This is a genomic window from Phenylobacterium sp., assembly GCF_013822795.1.
Classification (GTDB): Bacteria; Pseudomonadota; Alphaproteobacteria; order Caulobacterales; family Caulobacteraceae; genus Phenylobacterium.
The window spans coordinates 266,426-278,739 of record NZ_PNLB01000001.1; the positions used below are offsets into that span (position 1 = coordinate 266,426).

General features: G+C 69.0%; 10 protein-coding genes. 5 read left to right on the forward strand and 5 right to left on the reverse strand.

Features of this window, described 5'->3' with window-relative positions:
- Positions 1–48: 48 nt before the first annotated feature.
- Positions 49–792, reverse strand: coding sequence for a PEPxxWA-CTERM sorting domain-containing protein (locus C0481_RS01225; RefSeq protein ID WP_293399764.1), 744 nt, complete (start codon positions 790–792; stop codon positions 49–51).
- A gap of 145 nt (positions 793–937) precedes the next feature.
- Here C0481_RS01225 and C0481_RS01230 point away from each other — a divergent pair, with 145 nt between their 5' ends.
- The gene (locus C0481_RS01230) at positions 938–1,804 is read left to right on the forward strand and encodes a helix-turn-helix domain-containing protein (protein ID WP_293399767.1); all 867 of its coding nucleotides are present in this window, start codon (positions 938–940) and stop codon (positions 1,802–1,804) included.
- 7 nt (positions 1,805–1,811) lie between these two features.
- Here the strand turns inward: C0481_RS01230 and C0481_RS01235 are convergent, their stop codons facing one another.
- Positions 1,812–2,303 (reverse strand): helix-turn-helix domain-containing protein, encoded by a 492-nt coding sequence (locus tag C0481_RS01235; RefSeq protein WP_293399770.1) that lies wholly within the window; start codon positions 2,301–2,303, stop codon positions 1,812–1,814.
- 136 nt (positions 2,304–2,439) lie between these two features.
- Between C0481_RS01235 and C0481_RS01240 the strand changes: the two genes are divergently transcribed.
- Entirely contained in the window at positions 2,440–4,266 is a 1,827-nt protein-coding gene (locus tag C0481_RS01240) for an FAD-dependent oxidoreductase (protein ID WP_293399772.1), read from the forward strand.
- A 6-nt stretch (positions 4,267–4,272) separates the two neighbouring features.
- On the opposite strand, the gene dmeF is transcribed toward C0481_RS01240, so the two are convergent.
- Both dmeF and C0481_RS01250 read right to left on the reverse strand, forming a co-directional pair.
- Positions 4,273–5,247 carry a CDF family Co(II)/Ni(II) efflux transporter DmeF gene (dmeF, locus tag C0481_RS01245; RefSeq protein ID WP_293399775.1) on the reverse strand — a complete coding sequence of 325 codons (975 nt, stop codon included), beginning with the start codon at positions 5,245–5,247 and terminating at the stop codon, positions 4,273–4,275.
- A gap of 8 nt (positions 5,248–5,255) precedes the next feature.
- Positions 5,256–5,531, reverse strand: coding sequence for a metal/formaldehyde-sensitive transcriptional repressor (locus C0481_RS01250; RefSeq protein ID WP_293399777.1), 276 nt, complete (start codon positions 5,529–5,531; stop codon positions 5,256–5,258).
- Between the two features lie 140 nt (positions 5,532–5,671).
- On the opposite strand from C0481_RS01250, the gene C0481_RS01255 reads away from it, so the two are divergent.
- Positions 5,672–10,879, forward strand: a complete 5,208-nt coding sequence (locus C0481_RS01255) for a DUF4347 domain-containing protein (protein WP_293399780.1) — start codon at positions 5,672–5,674, stop codon at positions 10,877–10,879.
- Between the two features lie 71 nt (positions 10,880–10,950).
- The gene (locus C0481_RS01260) at positions 10,951–11,367 is read left to right on the forward strand and encodes a VOC family protein (protein WP_293399783.1); all 417 of its coding nucleotides are present in this window, start codon (positions 10,951–10,953) and stop codon (positions 11,365–11,367) included.
- Positions 11,368–11,460: 93 nt separating this feature from the next.
- Here the strand turns inward: C0481_RS01260 and C0481_RS01265 are convergent, their stop codons facing one another.
- Complete coding sequence (locus tag C0481_RS01265) at positions 11,461–11,808, reverse strand: hypothetical protein (RefSeq protein ID WP_293399786.1); 348 nt, start codon at positions 11,806–11,808, stop codon at positions 11,461–11,463.
- Between the two features lie 103 nt (positions 11,809–11,911).
- On the opposite strand from C0481_RS01265, the gene C0481_RS01270 reads away from it, so the two are divergent.
- Positions 11,912–12,283 carry a hypothetical protein gene (locus C0481_RS01270; protein ID WP_293399789.1) on the forward strand — a complete coding sequence of 124 codons (372 nt, stop codon included), beginning with the start codon at positions 11,912–11,914 and terminating at the stop codon, positions 12,281–12,283.
- The last annotated feature ends 31 nt before the right edge of the window (positions 12,284–12,314 follow it).

Genomic DNA, 12,314 nt, shown 5'->3' on the forward strand with positions numbered 1-12,314 from the left:
CGTCCTGTCGGCGCAGGACGTCACCGGGCCGCCGCCTAGCAGCCCGCGCTAGGCCGTCGCGGCGACGCCCCGCGCGCGGCGCAGGCCGACGCCGGCGCCAAGGAAGCCGACGATCATCAGCGCCCAGGTCGCGGGCTCCGGGACTGGGGAGGCGAGGCCCGTGACCTGCTCCAACCGTACGTCGTCGAGCAGCACGTCCCAGGCGTTGCCGTTTCCGGTTCCGTTGAGCCGCAGGGTGTAGGCGCCTGGGGCGAGCGCGGCGCTCCAGGTCTTCTGCGACCAGGTGCGGGCGCCGTCCTCGTGGGTGAACAGGCCCGACTGGGCGACCACGTTCTGGCCGGCGTCGAGGACCTGGACCTGCAGGGTCGAACCGTTGAAGCCGGACTCCACGCCCATGGCGACCGCGAAATCGAAACCGGTGGCGCCGGCGCCCAGCACGAAGTCCTGCGAGATCGAGTTGAAGAGGGTGACGCCGCCCAGCGGCGACCAGTTCAGCGACAGGAACTGCGAGCCCTCGGCGGCGGCAGCCGGGACCAGCGAGTAGACGACCGGGGCCCGGTAGAGGTCCGACACGGTCGGATCGCCGAGCACCCAGCCGGGCACGTACTGAGCGGCGACGGCTGGGGCGGGGTAGTGCTGGATGTGTCCGCCGGGGGCGTAGCTGTCGTAGTAGAACGGCTGGGTCGGGGTCGCTTCGAAGCCGCCGTTGACGAGAAGATTGGCGGCGAGAGCAGGTCCCGCCGGAACCAGAGCCGCGGCGATGGCGGCCAGATACTTGAAGGACAAGGTCATTTGCTCCTGAACGGTTCGTCCGGTTGAGCTTGTTCTAGGAGCGAGCGTCGCGAGCACTTTGTAGAAATTCGCCAATCGGCGCAGGCGACGTTGAACGGGGCCGGATCGGCGCCTAAGCTTGCCCATGATCAGTCGGGCGGATCTGATGGAAGACCCCCAGCCACCTGCGCCGCAGGTCCGGTTCTATCCGCCGAGGCCAAGCCTGCGCGGCCTGATCACCGCCTATTACTTTGTCGAGGTGCCGGCCGGAGCGCACCTTGATCACCTGCATCCGGAGTGGGCCAATGTTCGGTTCGTCATCGACGGCGACTGGAGCTGGCGGTTGAGCGAGGACGCGCCGTGGTTCGCCGCCCCGGCCGGGCTGTGGGGGCCGACCGACCGCACCGGGACCATCCGCACCGACGGCGGCCTGGTGATCGGCTTTGGGCTGACGCCGCTGGGCTGGAGCCGGCTGATCGGCGAGAGCGCCGAGCCCTACGCGAATGCGGCGGTCGATTTTGGGGAGCTCTGGGGATCGGCGGCGGGCGAGATGCTCGTCGACCTGCTCGAGCGATCCGACGATGCGGCGCGGGTGGCGGTGCTGGAGGCGCGGCTGGAGGCCCGCGCGGCGGCCGCGCCGATCGTCGATCCGGCGGTGCAGCGGGCGGCCAATGCGCTGTTCACCGGTGATCTTCGCAACATCGCCGTGTTCGCAGGGCAGGCCGGGGTCTCGACCCGGACGCTCGACCGGCTGTGCCGCCGGGTGTTCGGCTTTGCGCCCAAGCGGCTGCTGCGCCGCCAGCGGTTCCTGCGCACCCTGGAGCAGATCGGCGGTCAATTGGACCGGCCGCTGAACACCCTGCTCGACGAAGGCTATGTCGACCAGGCGCACTTCACCCGCGAGTTCCGCGCCTTCATGGGGATGACGCCGAGCGCCTACTACAACCTGCCGCGGGAGGTGCTGCGCCGCGCCGCCGAGAGCCGGCGCGCAGTCATCGGCCAGCCGTTGCAGGGGTTGCACGGGCATGCGTGAAGCGGACTCAGGCGCGGCCGAACTCGGCGGCGCGCTGCTGGCGCTCTTCGATGTAGGCCGGGTTGGGCCAGGGCTGGGCTTCGCCCCATGGGACGGTCATGGCGCATTTCGGGCAGCGGTAGTCCAGGTCGAGCTCGGTGCTGCAGGCGCGGTGGAACATGCGCACGGCCAGGCCCTCGTCCGGGGTCTTGCACCATTTCTCGCCCCAGGCGCGCAGGGCCAGGATCACCGGCATCAGATCGCGGCCCATCTGGGTCAGGCGGTACTCGTAGCGCAGCGGCCGTTGGGAATAGGCTTGGCGCTCGACCAGGCCGTCGGCCTGCAGGCGCTTGAGGCGGGCGGTCAGCAGCTGCGGCGTGGCGCCGGTCTGGGCCTGGAGGTCGTGGAAGCGCGAGAGACCCATGAACAGCTCGCGGATGACCAGCAGCGACCAGCGGTCGCCCATCAGGTCGGTGGAGCGGGCGATCGGGCAGAGGGTGGGGTGTTCCAGCGCGCGCACTCCTGTCTCGGCTCCACACTAGTCGGGTCGCTATGAAGTTCATAGGCGATTGACACTATGATTATCATACTAACAGATGGCGCCCGAAGAAACCGAGGCGCCGAAGCGCGCCCGGGGGCAAGCAGGGAGCGGAGCCATGGGCCAGTCGTCGGGAATCCTGATCGAGGCGGAGGACTTCGCCGACCATGGCGGCTGGGTGCTGGACTCCCAGTTCGAGGCGCAGATGGGCTCGCCCTATCTGCTGGCGCACGGGCTGGGCAAGCCGGTGGCCGATGCGACGACGCGCGTCGAGATCGCGCAGGCCGGGGAGTACGAGGTGTTCGTGCGGACCCGCGACTGGGCCGCACCGCACAATCCGGGGCGGTTTTCGCTGTCGATCGACGGCGTGGTGCTGGAGGCTGCGTTCGACGCCCCCGAGTGGAGCTGGCAGTCGGCGGGCAAGGTGACGCTGGCCAAGGGCGAGACGGCGCTGGCGCTGCATGACCTGACCGGCTTCGACGGGCGCTGCGACGCGATATTTCTCAGCCGCGACGGCACGGTCCCGCCCAACGAGGCAGGCCCAGCCGGCCGGGCGTGGCGCAAGACGATGCGCGGCCTGCCGGCCGATCCGGTCGACGGCGGCGCGTACGACGTGGTGGTGGTCGGCGGCGGGGTCGCCGGCTGCGCGGCGGCGCTGACCGCGGCGCGGCTGGGCCAGAAGGTGGCGCTGATCCACGACCGGCCGGTGCTGGGCGGCAACGCCAGCAAGGAGATCGGGCTGATGCCGCGCGGCACGCAGGGCAAGCTGCTGTTGGAATTGGCGGCGCGGACCCCGGACGGCGACCTGGCGGCGCTGTCGCTGCTGCAAGCCGAACCGACGGCCAACGTGTTCCTCGAGCACCGGATCATCGCCGCCGAGCGGGTGGGCGACAGGATCGTCAGCGTCGACGCGGTGCAGGCCAAGGGCGAGGCGGAGACGCGCTTCAGGGGCAAGATGTTCATCGACACCAGCGGCGTGGCGATGCTGGGCGTGCTGGCGGGGGCGGAGACGCTGTTCGGTCGCGAGGCGCGCGCGGAATACGACGAACCCTATGCGCCGGAAGTCGCCGACGACATGCACCACGGCAACACGCTGTTCTTCCGCACCAAGATGGCCGACCAGCCGGTTCCGTTCCCGGACGTGCCGTGGGCGACCGAGATCTCGAAGGACTACGCCAATCTCAGCGGCCAGCTGACCCAGCCGGGCCAGGAGAACGGCGCCGGGCCGAACGCCAATCCCGACAACGCGACCTTCCAGTTCAGCGCCGATCCGAGCCAGGCCTGGATGATGCAGTTCCCGGCCACCCACTATTGGGAGTACGGCCAGTGGCTGGACCCCTACACCTCGGGCGAGCTGGTCCGCGACTACCTGATGCGGGCGCTCTACGGGACCTTCTCGAACGTCAAGAACGCGGACCGCGAGCAGTACGCCAACCTGGAGTTCGACTGGATGGCGTTCGTCGCCGCGCAGGGCGAGTTCCGGCGGTACAAGGGCGACCACGTCCTGACCGAGAACGATATCCGCGATCACACCCGCTACAACGACATGCTGGTCGCCAACGACGGGTTCTTCTGCATCCACTGCGCGTGGGGGCCGGGCGAGGGGAAGTACGACTTCCGCCTCAAAGACTGGATCATGGATGTCCGCGACCAACAGCCGTACGGCATCCCGTTCCGCTGCCTCTACTCGGCCAACATCGACAACCTGCTGATGGCGGGAAAGCACATCAGCGTCACCCACGTGGCCGGCTCGTCGGTGAAGCTGATGGGCAACGGGGCGCAGCACGGGGTGGCGACGGCGGCGGCGGCGTTCCTGTGCAACGAGCACGGCACGACGCCGCGCGGGCTCTACGACGCGCACCTGGACGAGCTGATCGGACTGGTCGACCGGCTGAACGGCCACGAGCATGCGCCCGGCGGTCGGTTCGTGGCCGTGCCGGGCTAAAATGCTCTAGCGCGCCTCGACGGTGAGGTGCGCCAACTCGTGGACCGGGGCCAGGCGGCGGCGGACTTCGGCCGCGTCCAGGCCGCCGACCACGCTGACGATGGCGGCGTGCGCCTGCGGTCCGACGCGCCAGACGTGCAGGTCGCAGATGCGGACGTCGCCGGGTCCTTCGAGCAGCTCGCGGACCTCGGCGGCGACGTGCGCGTCGGTGGCGTCGAGCAGTACGCCGGCGGTGTCGCGCATCAGGGTCCAGGACCAGCGGCCGATCACCAGGGCGCCGACGATGCCCATGACCGGATCGAGCCAGACCCAGCCGAGCAGCCGCCCGGCCAGCAGCGCCACGATCGCCAGGACCGAGGTCAGGGCGTCGGCCAGCACGTGCATGTAGGCCGAGCGCAGGTTGTTGTCGCCGCTCTGGTGGACGCCGTGATGGCTGTGGTCGTGGTGGCTGTGGTCGTGGTGATGATCGTGGCCGTGGTGATCGTGGGCATGATGGTCGTGGCCATGGCCGTGGTGATGGTGGCCGTGGCCGAGCAGCAGGGCGCTGACCAGGTTCACCGCCAGGCCGACGACGGCGACGATGGTCGCCTCGCCGAAGGCGACGGTGGTCGGCTCGAGCAGGCGCTTGACCGACTCCACCCCGATGCCGAGGGCGACCATGCCGAGCACCAGCGCCGAGGCGAAGCCGGCCAGGTCGCCGACCTTGCCGGTGCCGAAGCTGAACCGTTCGCTGCGGGCGTGCTTGCGAGCGTAGGCATAGGCCGCGGCGGCCACGCCGAGCGCGCCGGCGTGGGTGGCCATGTGGAAGCCGTCGGCCAGCAGCGCCATCGAGCCGGTCCAGTAGCCAGCGATGATCTCGGCGACCATCATCAGGGCGGTCAGGCCCACCACCCACAGCGTGCGCCGTGCATGGTCGTCATGAGCCGCGCCGAGGAACACGTGGTCGTGGGCGAGGTCTTCGAGGTCGGCGGCGGTGGTCATGGGCGAGTTCACTTCGAATAGCGGCGGATGGCGGCGATGACTTCGTCGGCGGCCTGGGCGCGGGCGGCGTCGTCAAGGCCGGGCGCGGCCACGTGCTCGCGCAGGTGGGCTTCGACCACCTCGTCCAACAGGCCGTTGATGGCGCCGCGGGTGGCGGCGACCAGGTGCAGGGTGTCGGCGCAGGCGGCGTGGCCGGCGATCGAGCGTTCGATCGCCTCGACCTGGCCCGCGATGCGGCGGACGCGCTTGAGCAGCGCCTCGTTGTGGGAGGAGAGGTGAGCCATAGGATACCCCCCTAGGGTATATGAAGTGTGTCGGCAAGCGGGGCTGTTGTAAGCGTCACCTTAACCTTACCACCCGACGTTGCGGTTGGCTGGCTCGCCGCCAGCCGTTTTCGTTGTCGCAGCAGTGGGTGGGTGTGCGCGTGCAGAGTGGTGAAGCGGCCGAAGTTCGGTCGGAAGTTGTGTTCGTCGACACCCGCATCGAGGATTACGAGACCATCGTCGCCGGGGTCGCCCCAGGCGCCGAGGTGGTGCTGATCGACGCCAGCGGCGACGGCTTTGCGCAGATGGCGCAGGCGCTGGCCGGTCGCACCGACCTCGCGGCGATCCACATCGTCGGGCACGGCCAGGCCGGCGTCCTGATGCTGGGCTCGGCGACGCTGGGGGCCGGCGACATAGAGGCCTATGCCGGCGAGCTCGGCGCCATCGGCGGCGCGCTGGCGCCGGATGGGGACATCCAGCTGTGGGGGTGCGAAGTCGGCGCGGGCCCCGAGGGCGCGGCCTTCATCCAGGCCCTGGCCGACGCCACCGGCGCCGACATCGCCGCCTCGGACGATCTGACCGGCGCCGGCGGCGACTGGGTGCTGGAGGTACAGACCGGAACGATCGAGACCTCGGCCGCGATCACCCCGGCGGGGCAACAGGCCTTCGCCGGCACGCTGGCCATCGGCAGCGAGAACTTCGACTCGCTGGGACTGATCACGGACTTGGGCACGACGCTGACCGCAGGCAATTGGCAGTTCACCAGCGGCAGCGCCGCGGATCACGCCGTAGCGTCCTCACCTGAATTCGCTGTCTGGCTCAACAGTGACGAGGGTGCGAGCGACCGCGCCGTCGTCCTCAACTACAACGGCGTTCACATCACGAACTACACGATGAAGTCGGCCGACGGGACCAACTTCGAATTGGAGTCGTTCAAGATTGGGCAGAGTTTCGGTGCGACCCAGACTCTGACGATCGCCGCCTATTCCAATGGCGTTCAGGTCGTCGCACCGGAAGCGGTCAACCTAACCGCGTCCGACTCCACGGGGGGCATCAACTACGCGCTTGGGGGGAACGATGGGAGCGGGGCCTACGGCACGCTGACGTTCAGCAGCGCCTATGCGAACATCGATGAAATCCGCTTCGTCTTCGGCGGCACTTCGGACCTGCATATCGATCAAATCGTCGTCGCGCAGGTCGACGTCACGGCGCCCGTCTTCGTTTCCGCGGCGGTCAACGGCGCTACGCTGGTGATGACCTACAACGAGGCGAGCCCGCTCGACGCCGTCAATGCGCCCGCTGTCGGCCGCTTCGCGGTTATGGCCGACGGCGCTTCAGTCACCGTCAACTCCGTCGCCGTGAACGCCGCGGCCAAGACGGTCACACTGACGCTGCAGAGCGCGGTGACCGCGGGCCAGGCGGTGACGGTGGCCTACAGCGACCCGACCGGCGGCGACGACGTCAGCGCCATTCAGGACCTCAGCGGCAACGACGCCGCCTCGCTCCCCGCCACGAGCGTGACCAACAACACTGTGGACCCGGCGCCCTCGATCAGCGGCAACATCGCGGTTCCGGCCAATGGCAGCTATGCGGCGGGCCAGACGCTGAGCTTCACCGTCACCTTCGACGAGAACGTGACCGTGACCGGGACCGACAGCGTCCTGGGCCTGACCGTCGGCAGCACCGCGCGTGACGCGGCGTTCGTCTCCAAGACGGCCAACTCGATCACCTACGCCTACACGGTGCAGGCGGGCGAGACCGACGCCGACGGCATCGCGGTCGGCGGGATCACGCTGGGCGCGACCACCATCCGCGACGGCGCGGGCAACAACGCCAACCTGACCCTCAGCGGCCACGTGCCGTCGACCGTGGGGGTCCTGGTCGACACGACCGCGCCCGAAGTCGCCAGCGTCGGCGTGCCGTCGGGCGGCACCTATGCCGCCGGCCAGGCGCTGAGCTTCACCGTCAACTTCGACGAGAACGTCACCGTCGCCGGGACCGACAGCACGCTCGCCCTGACGATCGGCGCCACGGCGCGCACCGCCACCTATGCGTCGAAGACGGCCAACTCGATCACCTACAGCTACACGGTCCAGGCGGGGGATGCGGACGCCGACGGCATCACCGTGGGCGCGCTCTCGAAGGGCGCTTCGACCATCCGCGACGCGGCCGGCAACGACGCCGTCGTGACCTTGAACAGCGTGGGCTCGACTTCCGGCGTGCTGGTCGACGCCACCGTGCCGAGCGTCAGCGGCAATATCTCCGTTCCGACCGGCGGCATGTACATGGCGGGTCAGACGCTGAGCTTCACCGTCACGTTCGACGAGAACGTGACCTTGAGCGGCTCTCCCAGCACGCTCGGCCTGACCATCGGCGGCGCTGCGCGTAGCGCCGACATCACGGGCACGACGGGCAATTCGATCACCTACAGCTACACGGTGCAGGCAAGCGACAACGACGCCGACGGCATCTCCGTCACGGGCATCTCGCTGAACGGCGGGACGATCCGCGACAGCGCCGGCAACAACGCCAACCTGAGCCTCAGCGGCCACGTGCCGTCCACCGTGGGTGTCCTGGTCGACGGCGGCCCGCCCGCGGTCAGCGGCAATATCGCCGTCCCGGCCAATGGCAGCTACGGCGAAGGCGAGACCCTGACCTTCACCGTCACCTTCGACGAAAACGTCACGGTCACCGGCAGCGACAGCGTGCTGGGCCTGACCATCGGCAGCACCCCGCGCGAGGCGACCTTCGCCTCCAGCAGCGGCGCTTCGGTCACCTATACCTATACGGTGCAGCCGGGCGAGACCGACGCCAACGGCATCTCGGTCGGCGCCATCAATCTCAACACGAGCACGATCAAGGACGCCGCCGGCAACGACGCCAACCTGGCCCTCGGCGGCCACCTGCCGGCGACCAGCGGGATCCTGGTCGACACCTCGGCTCCGGGCGTCGCCAGCGTCAGCGTGCCGTCGAGCGCCACCTATGTGGCCGGGCAGAACCTCGACTTCACCGTCAACTTCGACGAGAACGTGACTGTCACCGGGACTGACAGCTCGATCGCCCTGACGGTCGGCAGCACGACGCGCAGCGCCGACTTCCATTCCAGCACCGGCTCCACCGTCACCTACCGCTATGTGGTCCAGGCCGGCGAGACGGACGCGAACGGCGTCACGATCGGCGCCCTGACGCTCGGCGGCAGCACGATCCGCGACGCCGCCGGCAACAACGCCGACACGACGCTGAACAGCGTCGGTTCGACTGTCGGCGTGCTGGTCGACGCCACCGTTCCGACGGTGAGCGGAAACATCTCCGTTCCGGCCAACGACTCCTACGTCGTGGGCGAGACGCTGAACTTCACCGTCACGTTCGACGAGGACGTGATCCTGAACGGCGCCCCCAGCACGCTCGGCCTGACCGTCGGCGGCGCGGCTCGTAGCGCATCGATCACCGGCACGACGACCAATTCGATCACCTACAGCTACACGGTGCAGGCCGGCGACAACGATGGCGACGGCATTGCGGTCAACGGCATCTCGCTGAACGGTGGGACGATCCGCGACGGCGCCGGCAACAACGCCAACCTCGCCCTTACCGGCCACGTCCCCGCCACGACCGGCGTGCTGGTGGACACCGCCGCGCCGTCCTTCACGAGCGCGACCGTCAACGGCGCCACGCTCGTCATGACCTATTCCGACGCCGGTCTGCTGGACGCGGGTCATGCGCCTGCGGCAGGCGCCTTCACCGTCATGGTGGGCGGCGCTCCGGTTTCGGTGAGCGCGGTCGCGGTCAATGGCGCGGCGCACACCGTCACCCTGACGCTGGCCTCGCCCGTCGCCGCTGGAGCGGCGGTCACGGTCGGGTATGTCGATCCGACCGCCGGCGACGACGTCAACGCCATCCAGGACGCCGGCGGCAACGATGCGGCGAGCCTCGCCGCCACAAGCGTCACCAATACGACAGCCGCGCCGCCGACGACGACGCCCACGACGCCGCCGGTCACGACGACGGTGGACGGCGTGCCGGTGCAGACGCAGACCAGCACGGCGTCGGACGGTTCCGTGAGCCAGATCGTGACCGTCCCGGTCGTCCAGCCCGGGCGCGTGGAGCAAGTCGGGAACAACACGGTCGCCGACATCCCGCTGGTGAAGGACAGCGCCGGCCAGGCGCTGCTCGCGCTGCAGGTCCCCGTCGGCTACGGCTTGCAGGCGAGCGGCTCGCCTCAGCCGAAGTCGGCCGGCGATGCGCTGACCGACCTGATCCGCGAGATCAGGGCGCACACCAACAGCGGCTCGCAGGATCAGGGACAACTGGGCGGCGCCGGGACGGACTTTGTGAACGGCCTCGGCGCCGGCACGCCCCTGCTGGTGCAGACCATCGTCACGACGGGCGCTGACACGACCCCGGGGGCTCAGCCGCTGACGATCAGCGGCCAGCCGCAGGCGGCGGGCCAGCCGCAGACCGCGCTGGTCATCGACGGCCGCTCCAACCCGGGCATCCACATCGAACTGCAGAACGTCGAGTTCGCCGCCATCATCGGCAGCGCGACCGTGACCGGCGGAGCGGGCTCCCAGCACGTCTGGGGCGACGGCGCGGCGCAGACCATCTTCCTGGGGGCGGACGACGACGTCCTGCACGGCGGCGGCGGCAACGACACGGTGGGCTCGGCCGGCGGCGACGACGAAGTCTACGGCGACGACGGCGACGACGTCGTGTTCGGCGGCGAGGGCGCGGACTTCGTGCACGGCAACGCCGGGAACGACACCGCCCGGGGCGATGCGGGCGACGACCTTGTCTATGGCGGCAAGGGCGACGACCAGGTTTTCGGCGGGGCAGACAACGACCTGCTGTTCGGCGACCTGGGCCAAGACACCTTGCAGGGCAACACCGGCCACGACACGCTTGATGGCGGCGCCGACAACGACCTGATGTTTGGCGGTCAGAACAACGACCTTCTGCTCGGCGGCGAGGGCGATGATCGTCTCAACGGCGATCTTGGGGACGACACCCTGCAGGGCAATGCCGGCCGCGATACGCTCGAAGGCGGCGCTGGAGCCGATTTCCTTTACGGTGGGCAGGATAATGACGTTCTGTCCGGTGGGGAGGGCGCTGACACCCTGTTCGGCGACCGCGGCGACGATACGCTGATCGGCGGCGCCGGCGCCGACCTCTTCGTGACCGCCGGCGGCAGGGGCGAGGACCAGGTCCTCGACTTCGCCGCGGGCGATCGTGTCGGCCTGCTGGCCGGGACCACCTACAGCGCAGCACAGGTGGGGGCGGACACCGTGATCACGCTGTCCGGCGGCGGGCACATGACCCTGGTCAATGTCCAGCTGTCGGGCTTGGGCGAGGGGTGGATCACGACGATCTGAGGCTAGCCGTCCGGAGCGGGCTCGAGGGCGCTGACATTGCCAAGCTTGGCCGGCGCGCCCATGGTCAGGGCATGGGAGACGGGCCTGAGCTGGACGCGGAGACCACGCAGCCTGCGCTGCGCGCCGAGTTGTTCGTTGGCGATGTCGGGCGATCGGTCGCCTTCTATCGGGACGTGCTCGGCTTCGACGTTCTGCGCGAGGCGCCTGGCGGCTATGTCTCCATCGGCCGGCGAGGAGCCGTCCTGGGCCTGAGTGCGGCGTCTCAGCTTCCAGCCGACCATCCGGTTCGCCCGGAGCCTGGCCACAGGGTCGGGCTCGGCGTTGAACTGGTCATTGAGGTCGAAGACGTCGCGGCCAGCCACGCCCGCGCCGTCGCCAGCCGGCAGCCGGGGATCTCGGGACTGGTCGAGCAGCCTTGGGGGCTGACCGACTTCCGCGTCCTGGATCCCGATGGGTTCTATGTGCGGGTCACGGGGCGATCAGCCTAGCGATCGCGCCAGCATCCGACTTTTGGCGTTTTCTTGAAGGCTGGAACGTCGGCTCTGCGCACGGAAGGCCCGCAATCGACCCATGGCGGACGTTCAGTGTCGCCAATGGATGGGCGCTGATAGACGAGCTTGCGCAGCCGCCTTGGCCTCACCGATGGTCAGGTAGCCGGCGGAGTCGATAGAAGTGAAGCTCGCATAGTAGAGAACCCCTAGCGGCCCCAGTGGACTGGGCTCCTCGCCCGGCGCCAGTTGGTCGTCTGCTTTCCCAAGCTCGTACCAATAGTCGAACGGGAGCGAGATGATCGCCACCGGCTTCTCGGCCGCGCCATCGTACAGCCAAGTGCCTTCGGCCACTTTCACCGCGTGATCTTCCCAACTCATCTGAGCAAGTTCGAAGTCCATGCCTGTGATGGCAAGGGTCCACCCTTCGCTGACATTCACGCGGACCGCATTCGGTCGATCCTGTACTGTCGACCCGACCCGTTAAGCACCGTCGCGGAAGCGTTGCCGGTCGCGGCGCCGCTCAGCAGAAAGGCCCTCGGCCATGGCCCGCACACCGCCCACCACAAAGCCCACCACGGATGAGCCTGCCCGGGTCGAGGGCATTTTCCGCTCGGGCTCGATGACCGCGATCGGGGTGGTGCTCGGCTTCTCGCTGGCCTTTCTGGTTCGCTGGAGCGGACTGCCTGGGCGTTGGGAGACTTCCGATCTGTTCGCCGTGACGGCCATCACCCTTGGCGTCGCCCTGCAGATCAAGGCGCTGGTCGATCTGCTGGCGGTGAAGTCGGTGTTCGTCGTCAACTACGAAAGGGCGGTGCGCATCTTCGTGGTCGGCCTGGTGTCGGTCGCCGTCGGTGTCATAGCGGCCATCTTCGGCCATATCGCCGGCTACGGCGGACTCGTTCTGCACGGCTGACGCCGGCTACGTCCGATTTCGACCCTAAGCG